Here is a 24,995-nt window from a genome sequence, read left to right on the forward strand (position 1 = left end):
TCTAAATATGTTCTTAATTGTTTTGATCATCTATAATTAAATTCAAGTATTTTTTCTGTTGTTATATTTTTATGCAAAAGCATTGATATCATTGAGTTTGAAGGAATTAAAAATAAACCAGAAAAATTTTTATATGCCCACTTTTTAAATAATTGTGAAACCGTAAATTCTTAATCAATATAATGAGATGCCAATGCCTTTATTAATTCGCTTTTTGTGTTAAAAATATTTTCCAAATGTTCATCTATATAAATCTTTAAAAAAATTAGTTATTGCCAAATATTGCCCGATAGGAACAACGGATGATATTTTTTATCATCTTATATTATTGTTATTTTTGCGCCGGGAAAATTAAAAATACTTATCATTTGATACTAAAAAATTGTCATTTTTTTAAATCTATTTTACCAATATTAACTCTCTTGTTGATATTATATTTTTTATTTTTTTATATTCGGTTCCTGCAACATAATATACATATTTATTATCATCTTTTCTAATGATTTTGACATTTTTAGGCATTTGAACTTTTTGGACTTTTAGTATAATTTCTACCTTATTTTCTTTAGTGTATTTATAACTAAATTATTATATATTTGAGGTCAAAAAAAGTAAAAAATGCTGATTTTTTTAATAAATCAGCATTTTCCCCTTATTTTATTTTAGTTATAAAAACCAGTAAAAGTTTAAGATTTAAAATATTTATACAAGAGAATATACATAAAAATTTCTACATTACTTTGATATTTTTTATCTTCAAATATAAGGTTTAGCATTTTTTGGATAGCCATCGTTATCTAATTCACCAGGGCCAATTAGACTACTACTGTAGAATCTATCTTTGAATTTTTTCCATTCTTCTAAAAATGCTTTATCTGTTGAGTCTGTATTTAAAGCTATTTTATCTAGCAATTCATATTTTTCTTCTTGGCTAATCAAACTTTCTGGAGCATTGGCTATTTTTTTTGCTCATCAGTTTAAGAAATTAATTTGTGACGTTTTTTTTCATCATTCAGAAACATTGTATGTACCGAATAATTGTTTATTTGATTCTAAAATAATTTTACTCTTATCTTCTGCATTTATAACACCTTCAAAATTAGTTTTTAATTGCTCTAGACTATATCGTGTCGAATCGTCAACTATTCCAGCATCTTTTACTCTAGCTATTAATTTTAGAAACTCATAATTTAATTTAGCATTTCTTCTATATTTGTAGTAGACATCAAATAACGCTTGATTTTCTACCTTGATAGCATGTATTCTATCAATATCCTGTTTTTCAAATTCGTATATTATATATGTTCATGAACTTTGAGGAATTGTAACATTATATGGACCCGCATCGGCCGGGTGTTTTTTGTAATTTGAATCAACTCTTTTTTTAAAGAATGGCAATCATTTTTTACTTTCTTTAGATTCATATTTAGCTATGAATTTTTCTACCTTAATTTTTATAGATTTATATTTTTCGATTGTATCAGCAGATTTGATTTCTGAAACCAAAGCATAATATTCTTTAGTGTACTGTTCAGTTAATGTTCCAGAAGCATCCATTGCCTTGTTATTTGGAGCAATAGACAATGATTGATTTAATGATAATTTCATAGCACTATTTCCTCTATCATCAATGCCATGTGATTCTAATCTGGTCTTCTTTAAATCATCTAACTCTGCATTTTTTTGCTGCATTATTTTAGTATTTATTGTATTTAGCTCATCATTAGATGAAGCGTTAGCTATCAGCTTATAAAGATCTTTTAGATTATATTTTGTCGCTTCGCTAGCTTCGGGTCTAAATTCACTAGGTAATCCACCTCTATTATTAGACAAATCAAATAGTGCTAATTTGTCAGCCTCTTTTCTTAATTCTATTTTTCTAGAAATAATTTTAATTTCTGATTTGATAGCCGAAAATTCTGGTTCAGTTTTTGATAATTCTACCTTATCTAAAAGATTCTTTTTATCAGGAGAATTAGGTAAATTGTTAATTTGTTTGATTAATTCTTGTTTTTTAGCTTGAATTTCAGCTTTTTGTTTTATTTCTTTATCCCTTTGTTTTTCGGCATCAGTTTTAATAGTTTCAAGGTGTTTAATACTATTTGTTGAGTTATTTAGTCTATCTTGCAGTTTTTTCTTTTCTTTTGGGTCGGAAATTTGTGAAATTGCTTGTTGAGCTAAACGCTTTTTGTCTTCATAATCCTGTTTATATTTTCTAACATTTTGTAATAGTGTTGAAATATTATTGTGATCAGTCTTAGAAAATTCTGTTAAGAATTCACTTTTCTTTGCTTCTGGTTTAATGTCATCTATTTCATTTTTTAATGTGCCAATATTTGTTTTTAGCGTATTTAGAGTCGCTTCCACAGAATTTTTGTTTGAATAATCAATTTTAGATGTTAGAGCTTGCTTAATTTTTTCTTTTGTATTTAATGAATCAATTCTTAATTGCGATGTATTTTCTGGATATGCTAATTTATCAATAAATAAGTTGAAGTTTTGTCTTGTAGCATTTGTCACAAGCGACTTAATGTCATTGATGGTTTTAGATAAATTTGTATGATCACTAGGAACTTGTATGTTATCGATATTTCTCGTTATATTATTTTTTTCATTTTGAGGAATATTGCTTAAAGTGCCAATTTTGACTTTTGAAAGACGTTTATAGTTTTGTATTATTTCATCTTTTAGGTTATTTTCATTATAAATGTTATTACCAGTTATTGTTGTAGGAACAGTTTGGTTTAATCTTGTTATTAAATTATTTTTATCTGCCCCGTTATCAAATGAACTATTAATTACATTTTTGTATGTCCCAATCTTATTTGCTCAACCATCAGGCAACGCGTTGTTAGCTTGGCCTATATTTTGTGCTGAATTTAGCTTTTGTTTTATTTTTTGAACTGCTTGTGCGTTATTTTGTGAATATTTCAGATTTCCGCCATTTGCATTTAATTGATCTTTCTTTGTTTGCATATAGCGACTAAAATTAGTTATTTCAGTTTGTTTTTGGTTTAAGCTTTGCATATCATTTAATTTATTAACAGCACTTTTTAGAGCATTTTTAGCTTGGGTTGCTTCATTTGAATTTGGTTGAGGATAAGGAATTTGGTCAATTAATTTATTAATCTCCTTTTTCTTATTAGCAATGCTTGTATCGCTATCTTGTTTTGTTTTCTTTTGTTTAGCTTTATTTAATTCATTTTCTAGATTTCTAGATATTTCTTCTAATTGAGCTTTTGTCTTTGCTGCTAGATGAGGTTTATTTTGCGAATTGTATGTATTAAGAATATTTTGTAGTTCTTTCTTAATTGTGTTGTATTCTTTTTTATTTAGGTTTGAAGTTATATAAGTGTTAATTGCATCTGCTTTTTGTTCCACTTGAGTTCTTAATGTTTGTTTTTGGGTATTAATAGCATCAAGAGCTTTTTTGGCAACATCCTCAGCTGCCGTTAATTTTTTATTAGCATCAATAATTTTGGCATCAGTCAGCTTAGTAGTTTTATTAGCTGCTGGTTGTGCTGAACTAATCGCATTTGTAAGTGCAGTTGTTGAATTACTTAATGCTGGTTCCTTAGCCATTTCTGTTTTTGTAGCATTTGCTTTGGCAAGAGTCGCTTCTAATTTAGCAATTTCAGCATCAGTCTTCTTATTTGCGGCCGCCCTTTGTGTCTCGGCATTTGTTGTTGCTTGCTCTAAGGCATTAGCCTTATCTGAAATGCTTTTAATTGGGTCAGTAACTGCTTTGGATTTATTTGTTTTAATTATTTGTTGCAATTGACTAATTATGGTAGCTAAATTTGCGTTGTTTGGATCTTGTTTTAATGAATTTAATTTTGTTTGTGCATCCCTGAGTTTTTGGTCATGTTGAGCTTGCACAGCATGAAGTCTATTATTAAAATCATTTATTGCGCGGTTTGCTTCATTTTTTAAGTTATCAATTACTTGTTTTTGCTGAATATATTTACTTTGATCATTAGTATTAATAATTCTTTCTGCCTCTTTAATAGCCTCATTTAAGCGTTTTTTAAGTGCAACCATTTCAGGGTCATGAGTAATAATGCGCGTTACAACGCCATTTATTTGATTTTTAGCATTTATTAGATTTTGTCTATTTCTTGCTACAATCTGGGTATCTTTTTGAGTTTTATCACTTTTGGCTTTTTCAAGTGCATCATGAAGTTTTGACTTAAGTTGTTCTAAATCGCGTTTTGTTTTAGAATTAATATTTGCTTTATCATTCTTATTATAATCATTTAAAACTCGTTCTAATTCAGTCTTAATTTGATTATAATCACTATTATTAGATAAATTTTGGGTTATATATTGTTGAACATTATTAGCGTTTGTCTGAATTTCACTTATCAATTTTGATTTTTGAACATTGATATTATCAAGTGCAGCTTTTGCAACTTTTTCAGCATCAGCAAGTACCTTATTAGCTTCTTTTATTTGAACATCAGTTGCATTTTTACTTGCATTTTTAATACCATTAGCTGTATTAATTGCTTGTTGCAAGGTTTGTTTTTGACTATTTAATTCTGGCTCATTATCCATCGCGGTTTTAGTTGCATCAGCCTTTTGAATTGTTTTTTCAAACTCAGCAAGTTCGTTATTGGTTTTTTGATTTGCAGTGGTTTTTTCTGTTTCGGCAGTTTGAATAGCATTTTGCAATGTTTCTGTTTTATTGTCTATATTTACAATGCTGTCATTATCGTTAATGCTTTTATTGTTATCAATAACTGATTGTAATTTTTTAATTACATTAGTTAAGTTTGCAGAGTTCTTGTCTTGATTTAATTGGCTTATTTTAGCTTCTGCTTCTTTAACTTTTTTATTATGCTCAGTTTTTGCGCGTTGCAATTTAGCTTCAAATTGCTTCTTCTTTTGTTCAGCTTCAGTTTTTAGATCTTCTAATTTTTGTTTTTGAGTAACATAATTACTTGCTTGATTATTATCAAGAATTGTTTTTGTTTCTTTTATTGCATCATCAAGTTTTGTTTTAAGTGTTGTCATTTCATTATCATGACTAGTAATTGAATTTGAAATATTTTGCAATGTATCTCTTGCTTGTGCAAGTGATTGTTTATTAGCTTCTTTGATATCATTATCTTTTTTATTTTTATTTTGTTGTGCTTCAGTTAGTGCATCATTCAATTCCTTTGATATATTTTCAAGTTCATTTTTAGATTTTGAATTTAACGCATTTTTATCTTTGTATTTATTATGAGTTGTATCTAATTTATCTTTGATTTCTTTGTATTCAGGATGGTTTTTTAATGTATTTGAAAAGTTTGAAACTTCATCTATTTTTTGAGAAATTTGATTTATTAAAGTTGTTTTTTCAGTATTTATATTTTTGAGAGCTTCTTTTGCCACATTATCAGCCTGAGTTAATGTTTGAATTGCACTTTCTATTTGAGTATCGGCTAATTTTTGATTATTATCTTTTGCTTGTTGAGCAACTCTTATAGCTTCACTTAATGTATCCTTAGCACTATTTAGTGCAGATTCATTTGCCATCATATCTTTTGTTTTATTTGCGGCAGTTATTGCATCATTTAATTTATTTAAAGCTGCTTGTGTCTTTTGATCTGCCTGAGTCTTGGCTTGATCTGCATTTTGCATTGCGTGTTGTAGAGAATCTTTTTTGTTGTTAATATCTTGAATTGCATCATTAATATTAGCGTTTTGATTATTGTTAATTTGTTGTTGCAAAGCATTAATTACATCAGTTAGGTTTGCTACATTTGGGTCGCTTCTTAGATTTTTTAATTTCTCGTTAGCTTCTCTTAGTTTTTGGTCATAGGCATCTTTTGCTCGTTTTACTTTGGCATCAAATGATGTTTTTTCTTTTTCAGATTTTTCTTTTAAATCATCAAGTTTTTTCTTTTGTTCAACAAATTTATCTGTTTGGTCTTGGGAAATTATACTTTCAGCTTCCTTAATTGCATCGTTTATTTTTTTCTTAAGGTCTGACATTTCCTTATCATTGCTTGTTATTGAATCGACAAATGTCTTTAAATTATCTTTTGTGGTTGATAATTCTTGCTTATTAAGAGCATTTATGTCATTATCTTTTTTAGCTTTGTCCACCTTAGCATCGGATAATTTTTTATTTAGATCCTCTAATATTTTATCTAATTCAGCTTTTGTTTTAGAACCAAGATTATTCTTATTATTTCTATTGAAATTATCTAATTCTGTAGTTAATTTATTTTTAATATCATCATATTGATTTCCATTTAGGTTATTTTTGTAATCCTCAATTTCCTTGGCTTTTTGGTTTATTTGCATCTTGATTGAGGCTTTTTGGCTATTTATGTTTGTTATAGCTTGTTCTGCTGCTGTTTTTGCTTTTAATAAGGTTTTATTTGCATTTTCTATATCTTTATCAGCTAGTTTTTTAGGTGTGTGATTTTTTATACCCTCAGCTGTTTTTATTGCTTCACTTAATTTATTTTTGGTATCCGATAATAAAGGTTCAGAATTCATTGAAGTTAGCGTAGTTTTTGATGCATTAATTGTATTTCCTAATTTTGCTAAATTTGCTTCAGTTTTCTGATTTGCAACAGCTTTTTCTCTTTCAGCTGTTTTTATTGCTTGGTCTAAATTATCCTTTTTAGTAGTAAATGATGAAATTGGGTCTCTGTCTTGGGCATTGTTATTTTGATTTATTGTGTTTTGCAAATTTTGAATTACAGTATTTAGATTTGCTGAGTTTGCATCATTTTGTAATTCAGATACTTTATTATTGGCTTCTTGTAGCTTTTGTCTATATGCGTCTCTTTCGGTATTTAATTTTTTAGTAAAGTCACTTATCTTTTTATCTGCTTCAGTTTTTAAACTTTCGATTTTTGAAATTTGCGATATATATTTATTAAATTCGTTTTTGCTAATTATGCCCTCAGTCTCAGTGACAGCTGTATTAATGTCTTGTTTTAGTTTTGTCATTTCAGGATCATGACTTGTGATGCTATTACCAACACTTTTAAGGGTTTCTTTTATTTTTGTTAGCTTTTGCTTATTTTGTTCTCTAATTTCTAAGTCTTTTTGTTGTTTTTTATTCTTAATGTCTTGTAGTTGTGAATCTAATTTAGATAGTAAATCGGTAAGTTGTTGTTTTGTTTTATTTGATAAGCTATTTTTTTCATTATTTACATAATCATTTAAGTGTTTTTCTAATTCGCTTTTTATATTTGCAAAATCATTTCCTGCTAAATCGGTATTTATATAATCACGAATTTCTGTTTCTTTTTGATTAATTTGATTTTTAATTTGGTCTTTTTGATCATTTATCTTTTTAATTTCTTGTTTGGCAATATTTTCTGCTTGTAGTAATGTTTTTTTAGCTTCATTGATTTCGTTATTTGCTAATTTTGGAGTTTGATTTTTTGCTGTTTGTGCTATTGCGATTGCTTGCTCTAAGTTAGTTTGGGCACTACTTAATAATGGCTCAGAAGTCATTGAGTCTTTTGTAGCACTAACATCTGTTATTGCTTTTTGTAGTTGTGCTAAATGCTCGCTAGTTTTTTGTGCCTCAGCATTTTTTTTGTTTTCTGCAGTTTCTATTGCTTTTTGTAATTGATCTTTTTTATTATTAATTTCTGATAGTGGTAGATTATCATCGATTGTTTGATTATCCGCAATTGCTTGTTGCAATTCTTGAATAACATTATTTAAATTAGCAGCATTTTCATCTGCTTGAAGTTGTGAGATTTTATTTCTTACGTCAAGAATTTTTTGCGCATGAGCTGCTTTGGTGTTTTGTAATTCCTTAGCAAATTCTGTTTTTGTGGTTTCTGCTTTTTTACTTAGGTTTTCTAGTTTTTCTTTTTGACTAACGTATTTATTTGATTCTTCATTTGTAATGATTGCTTCTGATTCGCTGATTGCTTGGTTAAGTTCGTTTCTTAAATCAATCATTTTTGGATCTTTGCTTGTTATTGAATTTGAAACATTTGTTAATGTTTCTTTTGCTTCTGCTAGAGCTTGCTTATTTTTAGCTCTTATTTCTGCATCTTTTTCGTCTTTCTTTTGTTTAGCAGAATCAAGATGCATATTCATTTGCGTTACTAAATCATCTAGTTGCTGTCTAGTTTTTTGCCCTAGAAGATTTTTATCATTTGCCTCATAAGATTTTAAAAAGGCATCTAGATCATTTTTAATAGCTTCGTATTCAGGTTTCATTAAAATATCGTTAATATAATTTTGAATTTCAACTTCTTTTTGAGCAATATTTGTTCTGATACCATCTTTTTGTTTATTTGCTTTATTGATGGCATCATTTGCTACATCCTCTGCTTGCTTTAGTGTATCTTGAGCTTGTTTTATAGCGTTATTAGTTAACTTCGGATTTTGTGTATGTGAAGTTCTAGCAACTTCAATTGCTTTTTCTAACACTGCCTTTTGTGTATCTAAATCTGGTTCTTGCTCCATTGTGTTTTTAATTTGTTCAGCATTTTCGATTTCTTGATTTAGTTTGTCAAGAGCAGCTTGTGTAATAGCATCAGCTTTTTCTTTTTCTGTATTATAAAAACTTGCTAAACCATTAAGTTCAGCTGTTGCAGCATCAATATTTTTTAAAGGACCGTTTTCATCAATAACATCATTTTGACTAATCTTTTCTTTGATTTTAGTAATGATGTCAGCATAGTTAGCGCTATTAGGATCACTTTTTGCTTGTTCTAGAACGCTATTAGCACTTTCTTTAGCCTGGTTAAATCTACTTTTTGCTTCTGCTAATTTTTGTTCAAAATCAATAATTTGTTGTTCTGCGCTTTGCTTTAGATTATCAATAGTTTGTTTTTCTTGAGTATATTTATCCGTTTGTTCTTTTGCGATTATTTCACGTGCTTTTTGGATTTCAACATCTAAGTTGTGCTTTAGTTGCATCATTTCGTCATCATTACTTTTGATGCTATCTTTTATAGCCTCAAGTTGGTTGGTTGATAATGAAAGCTGTTCTTTATTTTGCGTATTTGAAAGCAGTTGTTTTGCATTATCTAGTGCGCTTGTGATATTAGATAATTTTTGTTGTAATTCTTGGATAGTATTGTTATAACTTGGATAATTATTGTCTTTGACTAATTTTAGCGATTCTAATAATGGGGTTGTTATTTGAGGATATTCATCTTTATTTGCATTAGCAAAATCGGTTATTTCAGCAATCTTGTTATTAATTTTTTCGATTTCTTCATCTTTATTAGAATTAATTTGGATAATTTTTGTTTCCGCTTTTCGATTTTTATCCTTAAAATCTTCAACTAATTGTTTTAATTCATCAATAGCATCCCTATTGGTTGGATCTTCGGTTTTGGTTATTAAATCTTTTAGATCTTGTTTTTCAGGATTATATTCATCAGTTGGCATTTGCGATACAAAGTCATTTGCTTTTTTAACTAATTCATCCAATTTAGTATTTAATTCGCTAAATTTTTTATTGATTTCTTCTTTTTCTTTAGGTATTTTATCAACTATTTTTTTTAGATTAACTTTAACATCATCTAATCTCGCGACACCAAAATCGCTAACATTTGGCTCAATGTTAGTATTATAATCTTCTAAAACTTTGTCTAATTCCTTGATTAATGTCTTATATTTTTCGGAATTTTCATTTTTTAGCCCATTTTGAGCACCAATTAGTTCATTCTTTTTGCTAATAATGTCTTTTTTTAATTCGATAATTTCTTCAATTATTTTCTTGCGTTCATTTTCATCAGCATCACGGAATCTTTTAGCCTCTTTAATTGCTTTATTTAGCTCGTTAAGTTTTTCAAGAACATTGTAACTATTTGAGTTAGCATTGCTATTTGTTTCTTCGGCCGAATCTATTCTTGATTGTAGATCCTTTTTAGAAACATGATAAGTTCCCTTGTCCTTAAATTTTTCTTGTTCTAGTTCAGTGTTAAGTTTTTTAGCTTCAACTATTGTGCTTATAGATGCTTCCTTAGATTTTTGAAGGTAGCTATCCTTTAAAGTTTTAGCACCGTTGTTATATTCAACCTCAATTTCATCTACGGATTTTTGTTCATTATCTAATGTTTCTAGCGTTTTTTCAGCATCTTGTATGAATTTTTCAAATTCATTAGTCGAACTAATAATATTATTTTCTTTGGTATATTTAAGATTTTGTTTTGCGATAGCAATTTCTCTGGTCAGATTATCTCTTGCGACTTGCTTTTTAGTTTTTGTTAATAAACTATCAAGCATATTTTTATTTGTAACTAGATCGCCTAACAAAGTATTAGCATTATTGTTTCGTTGTGCATTTTCAATGGCATCGCTAATTTGGTCTCTATTATTTTCATATTCATCAGAAGATTTAATTTTATCTAATTGTTGATGTCCTTTTTCAATTAAGCCAGTTATTTCACTAATTAATTTGTCTTTTTGTTTTGCAATTAAATCACTTGCTTGTTCTGATTTGTTGTTTAGATTAGCCAAAGCTTCTGTAATACTATTTTTGTCAAGTTTTTTTAGAGCTTCATTACCTACATTTATTGCATCTTTTAATTCGTCCTCAATTTTTTGAGAACTAAATAAATCACTAGCTGATTCGATTTCTTTTAATAATTTTTGTGAAGAAGGTAATTCTTGGGTTAAACCGTCAATAGCTTCTTTAATTTGCTGTGCATCACTTTTTAGTGGTTTAGCCTTTTCTAGAATATCTCTTAGTGTAGCAATTTCATTATCTTTGCTCATTTTATTTTTTATGTTGGTTATTTCAGCGTCTAATTTTTTGGCTAAATTTTTATATTTGTCATAATCGAGGGTTGTGTTCTTATAATTTTCGGCATCTTTTACTAAGTCATTAATTTGCTTTATTAGGTTTTGTTTTTCTAATGATAGAGTTTTTTGGAATTCTGAAATTTTTTCATGTAAAGAATTTAGTGCTTTTTGTCTTTCCTCTAGGGTTGCATTTGGATTATTAAGAATTTTTTCAGCTTCTTTGATTGCTTTTTCAAATATACCTTTATTTTTGATATCAGAAGGAAATTTTGAATCAATGTTTTTTGCATTTAAAATTTCATCTGTCAGGTTAAACAACACTTGGAGATTGTTTTTTAATTCAATAGCTTTGGCTTTTACTTTTGCAAGTCCATCTTCATTGGTTGCATTATTGTATTGATTTTCCAAATTTGTTTTTTCTTGATTGTAAATAGTTATATATTTGGTAGCAAAAGGTTTATTATTGTACTTAGATTCATAGTTTGCAAGAAGATCACTAAATGACGATTTTTCAGAAATTGCTTCACCATTAAGTAATTCAAGATTATCATATTGACTTTTATAATTCTTGAAATTAATTTTAGATGATTGTAATTTAGTTAATATTTCATCTACTTTTTTGATGTCTTTTATATTTAATAATTGGTCTAGCTCATTTAGTTCTTTTTCAAAGGTTGCATAAAGATCGCGAGTATATGTTTTTTTATCAATTTCATTTTGTTTCTTCCACTCATTCATCTTTTTTATTAATGCTTGTAATTTTGCCATTGTGTGATTTCATTTTATTGTTTCATTTAAAAGAACATAGCCTGTTCCAATTGTTGCCCCAATTGAAACACCAGTTATTATTCCGGCTACAACTTTTTTTCTTCTATTTGTTTTTTTCATAAACACCTCAATAAAATATTTTTTGTATAGTTTTTTATATTAATTTAATATTTTAGATAAAAAAAAAAAAAAAAAAAGAAAGAGGCTCAAAATTAGGAAATTTTTAAATATTACAAACTAAAATGGGCTTAAAAAAATAATATTAAATATAATTAATAATATCTACCTAAAATTGGTTTATGTTTAAGGAGTAAAAATGGAAAAAGACAACAAAATTTATTTATTTTCATATGGAACTATTCAAGATGAATTGTTCTATAAAAATTTATTGTCGCCTGATTGCGTAAGAAGACCCGCTTTATTAAATGGCTATGCTAAGTGTGTTGATGAAACTGCATATTTTTTATTAAAAAAAGATATTGCCCATCAAGTTAAAGGCACTCTTTTTGAAATAACAAAGGATGAATTATTTATGATTGATAGATGAGAAATGTTTCCGCAATATCAAAGATTTCAAGCCAATGTTATCGCCACTGATACAAACGAAATTATTGAAAATGTATATGTGTACACTAAATTAGAATTTGGTAAATATTATCTAGCAACCGATGACATGGGATTTTCAACCTCACCTAATGAAAATGAGCAAAATTTAAAAGCTTTTATCACGTTAGAACAACAAACAGAATTATTTCCGTTGGTTGATAATGCTATTTTGTATGAAATTTCCGATGAAGAATTTGAAAAAATAATTCATCTTTCGCATCCGTATGTTGCGTTAATATTGGATGACCAAAAATTTAAAAATTATTTGGTTGACCCTTATGCAGTTTTAGGTATTAAAATTCATGATAAAAAATATGCTTTATTAATTTCGTTTGGTAGAAAAAATTCATTAAATAGTATTTTTTATTATCATGCTATAGAAAATAAAATTGAAGGGGTAGAAATTATTAAAGATATTAAACCACTTTATAAATTTAATATTGATTTCTTATTAGATAAAAAGCCAATTAAGTACATTAATTTAAAGTTAGATAAAACAATCGAAAAACCTAAGTTTGGTGTATTTGAAGATATTGCCTATGAAATAACCCTTAATGATTTTGATATCGATCCATTTAGAAGATTAGATATTATTATTCATACTCTTGAAGAAAATATGAAATAGCTAATGATTGATAAAGAATTAATTAAAGACGTTTCAACAAAACCTGGTGTTTATTTTTGAAAAGATAAAGATGGCAATGTTATTTATGTAGGCAAAGCCAAAAACCTAAAATCACGGATGTCACAATATTTTGACAAAAATGTTCATAATTCATTTAAAACTAGTGCAATGTTAAAACATATTGCTTCTTTTGATACAACCGTTTTTGATAAGGAATCGGAAGCCTTGATGTTTGAACGAGCTAGTATTAATAGATATAAACCTAAATATAATGTAATGCTCCCTTCTCATAATAATTATCCTTATATTTGTATTATAAAAAAAGCCAATAGTATTGATATACAACTTAAAAATGAATATAAAAAACGTGATGATATTATTTATTATGGTCCGGTTGTAGATGGCGAAAAAACACGCCTATTAATTAAATATTTAGTCCATTTATTAAAAACGCAAGAAGGATTAATTATTAAAAAAATGACTCCGGTAGAGGTAGATAAAAGATTCACAAAAGCAAAGGAAATAATAAAATTTAATAAGGAATTTAAACAAGAATTAATTAGTAAAATTAGAAGCGCCTCCTTACAACTTGATTTTAGAAGGGCGGAAGAACTTAAAAAAATTCTTGATTTTATAAACGAAAAGAATAATATCCAAAACATTAGATTAAAGACAAAAAAATCTATTGATGTATGGGGCGTATATTTATATGATAATATTTTGTTTGCTTCTATTTTACAATATCGTTATTCATTGTTAAATAATCGCCAAGACTTTCAATTTTGTTTTGAAAAAAATGAAGAAGAATTGGTATTTGAATTTATAGAAAATTTTTATAAAAACAACCTTATTCCTGATCAAATAATTATTGATGATAAATATAAAAATCAGCCTTTTAATAAAGAAATTAGAAATTCGATTATTAAAAAGAATTATAGTATAAATTCTAAATTACTTGATTTAGCTAATGCTAATGCTAAGAATGATTTAAGCAATAAAATAAAGAAAATAAAAGATAAAACAAAAACCAATGATATTCTCCAATCTTTAAAAAATATATTAAATATTGATTGTTCAAGGTTTGCAATATTCGATAATTCGTTTCAATCAGCAACTAAAGAAGTCGTTGGTAGAGGGATGATTTTTGTTGATGGAATTAATGTTAAGAAATTTAATCGTTCTTATATACTTTGCAAAAATGAAGATGCTAATTCTGATTACCATTATATGTATCAAAATATTAGTAAGTTTTTTTGTGACCATTCAATTGCTGAAGATATTAATTTGATTTTTGTTGATGGCGGTGAGATTCAAATTAATGCCGCAATTAAGGCCTTGAAAAAATTTCATAAAAATGTGCCTATTTTCGGACTTGTAAAAAATAATCACCACGAGTTTGCAAGATTAATTAATGATAGTGGCGTAGAAATTAAAATTTCAGATGCTAAGGTGTTTAATTTTTTATCGCAAATTCAATATGATGTCGATAAGAGTGCTAAGGCCGTTTATAATAAAAGACACAATAAAATAATTACAGATAGTTTCTTAACAAAAATAAAAGGTGTTGGGCCTAAGATAGAACAAAAATTATTGGAAAAGTTTGGCTCATATCGGGCAATAATTGACGCAGATATTTTAGAATTATCTAAAATTATTAATACAAAAATCGCTAGTGAAATTAAGAAAATAAAAATCTAAAAGTAGGAATTTTAAATTCCTACTTTATTGTTTAAAGAAAAAAATTCAATTTAAATTTAGATTTATTTAGGCAAAATTTTAGTTAGATAGTCTATATCATAAAAGTTGTTATATGGAATTTCAATGTCTGGTTTTACACCATCTTCTAGATTTATTTCTGATCCGTGATGTTTATATAAATAATTTAATGGTGAACTAGTTGATATTGATGTTCCATCATTTAAAACCAAGGGCAATACAGGCGCGGTCCCTCCTCCAGATTTTTGACCTATAATTTTGGCTACTTTTAGTTCCTTTATGATTCCTGAAAATGTGTTAGCAGCACTAAAAGTATTTTTGCTAGTTAATATATAGTAATTAAAGTTTTCAAATGCATCATTATCATAATAATTGCCATCCTTGTTAGCATCGATTTTATATTTTTGTGTTTCTATAATACCAGAAAGTAGTGATTTACTATGCACAACAATGTCCTTATTTGTTAATAAACCAACAGCACGATACATTGCTCCAATATTTCCGCCACCATTTCTAGAAATATCAATCACAACATTTTTAATATTTTTTTGTTTTAATATTTTTTGCAATGTATTTCTTAAAAATTCAAATGTGTCACTTTTGATATTTTTTGCATAAATTTCATTATTAGATGCTGTTTCAAAATTATCGATAATAATATATGCTAAGTTATCCTTTATAATAAAGCCATCTTGTTTAATTTTTTGCTCAAGTATGGCTCTTTTTTGCTCAAGGTATTCATTAACTTTGGCATATTCACTACGTTCAGTTCCATATAATTTAGATGCATAATCATTGATTTTTTTGCTATTGTTTGTGAATATATTTAACATATTAATTCTAGTATGCAAGTCATTTAATTTGTTAAAGAATAATTTTGCATATGCCTTGTTATATATATCGGGATTATTGCTTAATAATTCTTTTTTTATATCGCTGATATACTGTTGAAAGTTTGATATATTTTTATATGATTTAAGTCCATAAAAATTATCAAGGGTAAATAAGAGATTATCAAGGTTATAAATTCGATCCTGTGTTGTTTCTTTATCCGCCGACCATGAACCTTGTTGATATGAGTAAGCGTCATTTTCATCTTCTATTAGTGAAAAAAATTTACCATAAACTGCATCGCCATTATAGTAGAGATTGTAATAGTTTTGACTACAAAATAAGGTATTAAAAATACTTAAAGGAATAAAAGTTCTTCTCCCCTCTTTAAAAATATCGATGTGATAACTTCTTAAATCAAATTTGATAGGTCCGCTTAAATCGTTAATATTTTCAATTTTTGAGCCTTCATAACTTATGAAGCGTGAGTAATTAGTTGAATTGCTTTGCTTAACAAAATTAAAAAATGCTTCGTTGCTAACACTAATAATATCACGATCTGCGTCAATATACATTAATTGATTATTTGAAACTAGTTGTGTTGCATTGATGTCATAAGTCGGTATTTTTCTAATTAGCGAAGTATCAACGAAGCCATTTAAAACACCTAACATTTCCTCAATAGCAACATATGGTTGATGAATTTTATTGTCAAGAAAATATAAGTTTAGATTTTTATTTTTTATTGAATAATCTTTTGATGATAAATTTATAAATTTTGTTTTCTTGATATTAAAAATTTTAGAAGGACCATTGTCTAAATAATCAAAATCACTATAACATGAAACAGCACTCAATGATATTAGTGGTAATGGTGTACCTAATATAAATAAGAACTTTTTCTTCATATTTTAATTCCCTCTTAATTCCCTATAATATTGAAATTTTACGCTTTTATTAAGGTTCATTATCAAAATTATTGATTTACTTATGCAAAGATGTGAAATAGATTAATTTAATTAGTTTCTTTATAAAAACTTATTGATTTTGAAAAATTTATAAGTTTGTGTTGCTCTATACAAAAACAAAATTTTTTGATATTTGAAATTAAATATTTATTTTCCCAATTTTATGATTTAAAAATACAAACTCAACTTAAATTAAGATAGATTTATGATTTTATTTAATTGTTTAACTACAATTTTTATCAAAATTTTGCATCTTTTATTATAGGATAATAGCCTATATAAAAAGCTCATATTTTGATATCAAAATTCATTTTATATGTATTGTGATAATTAATGCAAAAATAAATTTTATAAAAAGCGTTCTTAAATTTATTTTAGTGCTAAAATATTATATGCAACGGTCGTGTAGCTCAGGGGATAGAGTACGTGCCTTCTAAGCATGTGGTCGCAGGTTCGAATCCTGCTACGATCGCCATTTTTTTTATTCTTTTTTTTATACTAAATTATTAATAAAACTTAATTTAATTGTTTTTAATACAAAATAAGAAAAGACCCAAATCTTTTTATTTAAATTTGAGTCTGATGTTTTTTGATATTTTTGTTTTTTAGTTATTAGTATAGGTTTGTGGTTTATTGATTAGTTGTTCAAGTTTCTTTGATTTTTCAACTAATTCTTGACTTGTTTTTTCTAATTCTTTTTTAGCATTTGTATTTGCTAAATTTGCTTCTTCTTTTTCCTTTGTTTTACTTACTAAAGTTTGGTTTAGGTTTGTGATATCTTTATTTATAGTTTCTAGTTTTTCTTCTTGTTCACTTATATCTTGTGTTGTTTCCTTTAAGACACTTTGAGATTCGCTAAGTTGTTGTTTGGTTTTTTGCAACTCGTTATCTTTATTTTTTAATTGCTCAATTGTGTTATCTAGATTTTGTTGTGCAATATCTAAAAATGATATTGTATTGTCTTTATTATTTTGAGTTTTTTGTTGCTCTAATTTTGTGAATTCGAGATTTTTGTTTATTTTATTTATTTCTGCAATTTTTTTATCCTTTGATTGTGTCAGAGTTTTTAACTCAGCTTCCTTTTCTTCTTTTTTGTTTAAAAACATTTGAATATCACTATTTATTTTTTCTAATTTTGAATCATCATTAGCTTTAGTATCTTTGATTTTTTTAATTTCTTTATTTGCTGCTTGCAGTTTTAAGTTTATATTTTCTATATTTTGAGCTTTATTTGCTACCTTCTTATTTGCTTCTTCTAAATCCTTTTGTGCTTGTGCATTTGTGTTTTCAGTTATGGTTTTTGATTGATTTGAGTTATCGATAGCATGTTCTATATTTTTAATATTTTCATTAACAATGCTAATTTGATTTGCTAATTTGTCAGCTTCTTGTTGTGTATTTTGTTTTGTAGTTTTATAATCTTGCAATACTTGTTGTTCATCATTTAATTGCTTTGATATGTTGTTTAATTCTTGATTTTTATTATTTAGTTTTTGGGTTGCTATTTTATGTTCAAAATCTGCTTTTTCCTTATTAGCTTGGGCTTTTTGTTCTTCTAGTTTTGCTATTTCATGTGCATTATTTTTTTTGTTTACTTCTTTTTGTTTTTCATCTATTGTTTGTATCGTGGTTTGAAGTTGCGTTTCGAGATCACTTTTATTTTTTAGAGTTTCCTTTAAATTATTATCAGCTTCTAGTTTGGCTAAGGTTGCTTCTTCTTTATTTTTCTTAATTTCCTGAATTTTAGCGTTTGCTTCTTTTAATTTAGTGTTTGCTAATTCAAGATCACTAGTTTTTTGTGTTACATTTTTATTAGCTTGACTCAATTCGCTTTCAGCTCCGTTATTTTCTGTTTGCAATGTTTTGCTTGAATTAGTTAATGGTGCTAATGAAAGGTTGATTTTAGCAATTTCATTATCTATTTGATTTATTTTTGTTTCAGTTTCTTGTATTTTTTGTTGAAATAAATTTTTATTTGTTTCTACATTATTTAATGTATCTACAGCTTTTTGTTCTTCTGCAATTTTTGCATTTAAGTTTTTTATATTACTTTCATATTCTTTTTTAGCTTCTTGTAATTCTGCTATATTTGATTGTTTTGTAACATTAGCATCCTGAAGTTCTTGCTTCGCAGCATTTAACTCTCTTTTTATCCTATCTATCTCGTTATTTTTTGCTTGAATAGAAGATTTTGTTTGCTCAAGTTCACGCGTTGCGTTATTTTTTTCACGTTCAGCATTGTTATATTCTTGTTGAACATTATCTTTTTCTTTAGTTTTTTCGGCAAGTATTTTTGTTTTTTCTTCTAATACCTTTTGGGCATCGTTATATTTTTGCTCATAGGATTCTAACTTAGAATTAAGCGGTAATATGTAACCATTATAAAAACCGTCGTCTTCGTCTTTTAAATTTCTTATTTCTCTTTCTATTTTTTTTATAATTGACGCACTATCATATGTTATTGCCGCATCATGTTTGCGTTCAGATTCTAGATCTTTTTCTGTATTTGTCGTTAGTGCCTCCAACATTTTAGCATATTGTTTTTCGATTTCTTTTTCAAGTTTTTTTATTTCATTATCAAATTCTATTTGGTCTTTTCTATTTTGTTCTATTAACTTATCATATTCATTTTTTACATTTTCGTAGTTATTATTTTCTACTTTTGCGGTTTCAAATGCTGATTTTTTTTCTTTTTCCGCTTTTCTAAATTCATTAGTTGCCTGAGCTAAAATTTGACTAATTCCGTCTAATTCGGTGTTTTTTTCTTGCAACACTTGCATATTATATTGTTCTAAACGTTGTAGATTTGATAAATTAGTTTCTTCTATTTCTAATTCTTTTTCTTTTTTAGATACAGCAACTGATTTATCTTTAATTGAGTTGTTAGTTTCATCTAATTTATTTTCAGTTTCTGTGACTTTTTGTTTACTTGTATCTAATGCACTTGAAGCTTTGCTTTTTTCTTGTGATTTGGTAGTTTTAGAAGCGGTTTTTTGTTTTATTTCTTCCGTGTATTTTTGTAGGTCTTGTTCTAGTTTTGCTTTTTCTTGTTGTAGTGAACTCTTTAGATTATTTTGTTGTTGCAATTCTTTATTTTTTAGAGCAATATCATTTTGATTTTGCGAAAGTTTTTGCTTAGCTTGTTTTGCTTTTTCTATTGCACTCTTTTGAGACTCATTTGCCTTTTTTAATGCATCAATCGCACTTTGTAAATCATTTGCTAATTGCAAAATTTTGGTTGATTCCTCTTGTAAATTATTGTTGATATTTAAAAGGTTTGTATCAGCCTCTTCTTTTTTAGTTTCTAGTTCTTTTATTTGTCTGTTTGTGCTTTCTAGGCTTTGCTTTGTTGCTTTTTGTGCTTCCTGAGCTTGTACTAGTTCTTTATTTGCCTCTATTAATTCATTATTTTTAGTCGAAATTTCACTTGCTTTTTGATTTAGTGATTGTGTTGCTTGTGTTAGCTTTTCATTTGCTTTTGTAACTTCTTGTTGTGCTTTATTTTGTTCAACCGCTAATTGTTTTTTTACATCGGTTTTATCTAGAATTTCTTTTTCTTTTTTGCCTATATCTAAACTAATTTTATCAAGAAGTTGTTGCACACTTTGTTTCTGAGTTTCGAGAGTTTCTTTTTGTTTTTGTGTAAGTTCTAATTCCTTGTTTTTTAGTGAAATTTCGCCTTGCTTTTCTAGCAGGTTTTGCTTTGCTTGTTCAGCTTTTTCTACTTTATTTTTTTGATTCTCATTTTCTTTTTTTAATTCATCAATAGCAGAGTGCAATTGCATTGTTATTTGATCGATTTTGTTGGTTTGTTCTTGAAAACTGTTGTTATTTTGTGATAAATTTGCCTCAAGATTTTTTCTTTGTTTTTCGAGGTCTATGATTGTTTGATTAATATTATCTAAATTTTGCATTGAATTATTTAGGGCTTCCTGAGCTTGCGCTAGTTCTTTATTTGCCTCTATTAATTCATTGTTTTTAGTTGAAATTTCACTTTGTTTTTGTGTTAAAAGATGATCGATTTGTTTGATCTTTTCTTGTAGTTTATTGATTTTCTCTTGATTGTCATTTTTTTGTGCTTCTAGTTGATTTCTAACATTAGTTTGTGCCTGAATTTCAGATTCTTTTTGGCTAATTATGTTGTTAATTCTTTCTAAATTTTATCAGCATTTTGTTTTTGGTTATTTATTAGTTCTTTTTTATTTTTTGCTTCTTCAAGCTCTTTGTTTATTAAAGAAATTTCGTTTTGTTTTTGGACTAAATTTTGGTTAGCCTCATATGATTTTTCTGTCGCATTTTTTTGGTTATGGTCAGCTTGCTTTAATTCAATAATTGCCATTTGAAGTTCTTTGATTGTTGCGCTTAGTTTTTTTGAATCAATAGAAGGATTTGTTTTTGGTGAGTCTTTATCTTTTTTTAGATTTTCATTCTGTTTTTTTAATTCCTGGTTTTTTGTAAGTGAATCTAAGAGTTTTCTTTCTAAATCTTCTTTAATTTTTTGCGCTTCTTTTAATAGTTTATTTGTTCTTTCTTGTTCTATTGCTTTCTTATTAAGTTCAGTTATATTGTTTAATGTCTTGAATTTATGGCTTAAAATAGGTTTATTTTTAAAAATTATTTGAAATTCATAATCAGTGCTAGATTCTAAAGGAGCTTCGTTTCTTTTCTCACCCCAAGAAATGGTTTCATTATTTTTGTTTATAATGTATTTCTTTTCAAGAAAAGCTTTTGGATTATTTTCGGGAAAGATTCTTGCTGTAAATTCGGTGTTTTCATAATTTTTATAGTTTTTTAGTATAAATGAAGCTGAGTTACTAGTTATTTTTTGTTTGTTTATTTCTAACTTATTTTGGTTATTGCTAACTAGGTATGCTGTTATTATGGCACCAGTTGCTAATGTTGCTGCTATTGCTAGTTCTGCTCCTAGTAAAACTCTAGGTGTTTTTTTCTTTTTTGTTTTAATTTCATGTTTGTTTTCAGTCATATTTAAACCTTTTCTTATGTTTTGGTATTTAATTTTTTTACTAATATAATAATGTTTTTTTTTTTTTTTTGAATTTCGGGTTATGAACATTGGGCAGGGTTATAAATTGGGCATCAAATTTGAACTTATTTTGCTATTGAAATGTGAAATTTACTAGCTTTTTTGAAAATTTAACCTAGTTAGTTTTTGCTTTTTTTTTTAAAAAAAAAAAAAAAAAAAATAGAGTTTTAATAATTGTGTAACAATTTCTTATTAAAAACTCTATTTTGAATTAGATTATTGACATTACAATAGAAAGAACAAGAACAAACAAGATTATGCCGATTACTGAAATTGAAAGTTTTTTTAATTTTATAGTACCGAGTTTTTTGCTTTTTATAGCAATAAAGGTAATTGCAATTATTGTTAATAATGCACTAATTGCAAATATTGCATAACCAGCTTGGTTTAAAGCTTTCTTCCCTTCTAGATTATTATCTTTAATTTGAATTTCCGCTTTTAGATATGAATTTGTAAATTTTTCTTTGTCTTCTTTTTTATCTGGTTTTTTATTATCGATTAAAGCAGCAAGAATATCAAATCTTTCAATAATGTTTTTGACTTGCTTAGTGTAATTATCATATCAGCTAAAAATATTAATAGTTCTTGAACCAGTTGAAGAAATTAAACGAGATATTTGTTTATTTATAAGGTCATAATATTGATTTATTAAATTTAAATCAAATCCATTTTGAGCAAAGTTTTTCTTAATAATGTCTTTATTTATCTTAATTATTTCTTCAAATTGTATTAAAACAGCTTTAAGAGAGTTAGCAAGACTACTAAAATAATCTACACCATTGATTGTTGAAGAAAATAAACTAGTTAATAATAGATAATTTGAGTTTTTAATGTCGGCTTCGATAACAGATTTGTTATTTTCGTTTTTTAAGAGATTTTCAGCAGCTTTTGTGATTATATCGTTAGCAGCATTTACATACGATTCTTTATTAGTGATTAAAACCCCTGTGCCAACCATATTATATAAAACGCTACGTAGCGTATCATTTCTTAAATCATTATAGTTTATTTTGTCATCAATTCCCAAAGCGGTAAATATTTTGCTAAATAGTTGTTTATTTTCTTTAATTATTTCTTCATATGCGTAATTAAGTGATTCTTGTTCCGGAGAAGTATCAATATTTATTTTAATTACATAATCACGACTCTTTTTAGGATCTACTCTATCACTAATTCTCACTGTTGCTGATAATGAATTTCCACCTTCACTTTTTAGATTAATTACGCTATATTTAAATCTAGTGTTAATGGCATTATCAAAAAAGAATATCTTTTCTTTTTCTTCTGCTTTTGAACTATCAAAAAACGTTTTTAGATTGTTTGCTGTTTTAGATGTGTAAATTGAAGAAACATTAGGTATTAGCGAAGGAAGAGCTTGAATTTGCTCTTGGGTATCAATTTCTTTTTGTTGTTTATCCCCGGGAATTATTGGCGGTTTTCTTATTGGTTCATCTTCTTTTTTATTTTTTTGTTCATCAAGAATGAATTTTTTATTCTGATCAAGATCAAATTTAACAAATTTCTTATGCAATTTCGAAACAATGTAATCTTCTCATGATGCAAAGTCTTTGGGCTGAGTAAAACTAAAACCATTAATTGTATTTTCTTTTTCTTTGAAGGTGCCGAATTTAATATTAATTTGTTCTCCTATTTTAGGAATGTCTACCTTGTCAAAAAGCATGTTTGGAAGTTGCTTTTGCAACGCGCCAAAGTAATCCTTTATTAATTTATCAAGTCTTTGTTTGGTAATTGTATTAAGTTGTTCTTTATCTTTTGTAATTTTTCCATTTGGCTTAATTTGTTCTTCATAGTTAGTTTCTTTAGTTTTTCCGACCTTTATGTTATCAAATTTTTGCCCTTCGTATTCAACTACAGATGGAATGTAATTTTTATTAGTTGACATTACATATGGAAAAACAATTGTGAAACCAAGGTTATTCATATGCTTAGTTTTTAATGCATCTTTGTTTTTTTCAAGATACTGTTGTAGGACTTGGATGTAGATGAGTTTTTCTAAATTAGGTTTAAAATCCTTGTCTAAATCTTTCAACAATTTCCCCTTTTCATTATCAAGATATTTAATGGTAAAGTCAATTATTTTTTCAACATTTTTTTCCACATTATCTTTTGTAAATTTGGCAAAGGTATCAAAGTCGAGAGCTAGGCTAGGTTTTTCTGGAGCTTTTGGTTTTTGCTTGTTTGGATCAGCGGGTTTTTGAGGCGCATCCTGTTTGAGTTCTTTTGTTTCATCTTGACGATTGTAGGCAGAAATAAGAGCTAACGAGGGAAGCGGGATCACACTGATTAAACTTAAAGAGAATAATTTATTTTTTAATTTCATAATTTTCCTCCTTGACTAATTTTAGTTTTTGCTCCATTTTTAGCATATATAGCCTTTGCTTTAAATGTTTTTCTTCAAGAAATTGGTCAAGACTTAGTCCAATTTTTTGCAATGATTCATAGTAATTAATTTTAGTTGTTATTTCTTTGATTTGCAAATTATCAAATTTTATCTTATTGTTTTGTTTGTATAATTCTAACTTACTAAATGAATTAATGTTAATTTCGTTTTCTTTGATGATTATATTTGCGTTAATTAAGAATAAAAATAATTCTTTTTCTTGATCAAGGTCTCTAATTTTAATAACTGTGTTTTCAAATGCCATCATTGAATTCGAATTAGCAAGACCCCACTCATCCTCTTCATCAATATTGATAAATAATATGGCATTTCTGATTGATAGATGTTTATTACCAATGAAGTGAATATTAATTTTAAATGAATTATTATTAATCATTATTTAATACCCCCAAAACCTTCGTTTGCTTTTGTTAATAAAACAATTTCTTCAATTTCCTTTTCGCGTTTAGTACGGATTATTTTTTTCTTAACCTTTGCAATATCTTCTTCAATTTGATTAATAATTTTATTGGTTGTAACAAGGTCATTTTTGGCATTGTAGAAAAATGACTCAATTAACAATGAATGTATAGCATTTTCTAAAATGATGTTTATTTCATTTTCAACAAAATCCTCAATACCGGGATAAATTTTATACCCAGAAATATCACCAACTGAATTTTGTTTATCAACTTCATTTACTAGTTTATTAATGTTGAATTCATCAATAGGAAGAACTGTAAAGTGCCCGTTATAATTTTTATTGGTATTAAGAACAAAATTAACTTTTGAATAGTTATTATCTATATATAAGGTCTTAACTAATTGACTAACTCTTCAAGCAAGATTGGTAGCCTGTTTTTCTTCTTCACCAAAGGATTTTATTACGTTAAACTTGTTTTGATTGCAAAATTCACTAGCTCTTTGGCCAATTGTTATAAAATCATCGTGTTTAGGATTTACATTTGTAAGTAGCTTTTTTTCATATCTACTATATGAATCTGTTGAGTATTTTTGGTTCTCGGTCAAATAAATCCAAAGTACTGATCGTTTTTTAAATATATTACGTAATTTTTGAATAGTTTTATTATTATTTTCAGAATCATTAATTAACTTATTTTTTATTGTGTATTTTTCCTTAATAGCATTGATTAAGTTGATATTTAGCAATGCATTAGAAATATTGAATTTTAGCTTTCTCGTAAGCTTCATTATCTCAATCAAAAGAATATTTTTGGAATTATTTACCTTTGTCAATATTCCTTCAAGGTTTTGTAATTTTTCTTCTCATTTTTTTAAATGCAT

At 27.0% G+C, this 24,995-nt stretch carries 10 protein-coding genes and 1 tRNA gene; 3 read left to right on the forward strand and 8 right to left on the reverse strand.

Annotated features, from left to right (window positions below):
- Window positions 1–399 precede the first annotated feature (399 nt).
- The gene (locus tag ACWXVS_RS00540) at window positions 400–522 is read right to left on the reverse strand and encodes a hypothetical protein (RefSeq protein ID WP_438340749.1); all 123 of its coding nucleotides are present in this window, start codon (window positions 520–522) and stop codon (window positions 400–402) included.
- Window positions 523–750: 228 nt separating this feature from the next.
- Window positions 751–11,619 carry a hypothetical protein gene (locus ACWXVS_RS00545; RefSeq protein WP_455994526.1) on the reverse strand — a complete coding sequence of 3,623 codons (10,869 nt, stop codon included), beginning with the start codon at window positions 11,617–11,619 and terminating at the stop codon, window positions 751–753.
- A gap of 196 nt (window positions 11,620–11,815) precedes the next feature.
- Here ACWXVS_RS00545 and ACWXVS_RS00550 point away from each other — a divergent pair, with 196 nt between their 5' ends.
- Complete coding sequence (locus ACWXVS_RS00550) at window positions 11,816–12,730, forward strand: gamma-glutamylcyclotransferase (protein WP_438340751.1); 915 nt, start codon at window positions 11,816–11,818, stop codon at window positions 12,728–12,730.
- A 3-nt stretch (window positions 12,731–12,733) separates the two neighbouring features.
- Window positions 12,734–14,428 (forward strand): excinuclease ABC subunit UvrC, encoded by a 1,695-nt coding sequence (gene uvrC / locus ACWXVS_RS00555; RefSeq protein WP_455994528.1) that lies wholly within the window; start codon window positions 12,734–12,736, stop codon window positions 14,426–14,428.
- A 62-nt stretch (window positions 14,429–14,490) separates the two neighbouring features.
- On the opposite strand, the gene ACWXVS_RS00560 is transcribed toward uvrC, so the two are convergent.
- Window positions 14,491–16,185: a S41 family peptidase gene (locus ACWXVS_RS00560; RefSeq protein ID WP_455994530.1), complete on the reverse strand. Its 1,695-nt coding sequence runs from the start codon at window positions 16,183–16,185 to the stop codon at window positions 14,491–14,493.
- A gap of 459 nt (window positions 16,186–16,644) precedes the next feature.
- Between ACWXVS_RS00560 and ACWXVS_RS00565 the strand changes: the two genes are divergently transcribed.
- A tRNA-Arg gene (locus ACWXVS_RS00565) sits at window positions 16,645–16,720 on the forward strand.
- Window positions 16,721–16,850: 130 nt separating this feature from the next.
- Here ACWXVS_RS00565 and ACWXVS_RS00570 read toward each other — a convergent pair.
- The 5 genes from ACWXVS_RS00570 to ACWXVS_RS00590 form a co-directional block, all read right to left on the reverse strand.
- Window positions 16,851–20,159: a hypothetical protein gene (locus tag ACWXVS_RS00570; protein WP_455994532.1), complete on the reverse strand. Its 3,309-nt coding sequence runs from the start codon at window positions 20,157–20,159 to the stop codon at window positions 16,851–16,853.
- 239 nt (window positions 20,160–20,398) lie between these two features.
- A complete protein-coding gene (locus ACWXVS_RS00575; protein WP_455994534.1) occupies window positions 20,399–21,229 on the reverse strand; it encodes a hypothetical protein in 831 nt (276 codons plus the stop codon).
- Window positions 21,230–21,500: 271 nt separating this feature from the next.
- Window positions 21,501–23,630, reverse strand: coding sequence for an MSC_0620 family F1-like ATPase-associated subunit (locus ACWXVS_RS00580; RefSeq protein ID WP_455993963.1), 2,130 nt, complete (start codon window positions 23,628–23,630; stop codon window positions 21,501–21,503).
- Window positions 23,614–24,087, reverse strand: a complete 474-nt coding sequence (locus tag ACWXVS_RS00585) for an MSC_0621 family F1-like ATPase epsilon subunit (protein WP_438340756.1) — start codon at window positions 24,085–24,087, stop codon at window positions 23,614–23,616. Before ACWXVS_RS00585 ends, ACWXVS_RS00580 begins: the two co-directional genes overlap by 17 nt.
- Complete coding sequence (locus ACWXVS_RS00590; RefSeq protein WP_455994536.1) at window positions 24,087–24,995, reverse strand: MSC_0622 family F1-like ATPase gamma subunit; 909 nt, start codon at window positions 24,993–24,995, stop codon at window positions 24,087–24,089. Before ACWXVS_RS00590 ends, ACWXVS_RS00585 begins: the two co-directional genes overlap by 1 nt.

Source organism: Mycoplasma sp. 327 (assembly GCF_053851655.1).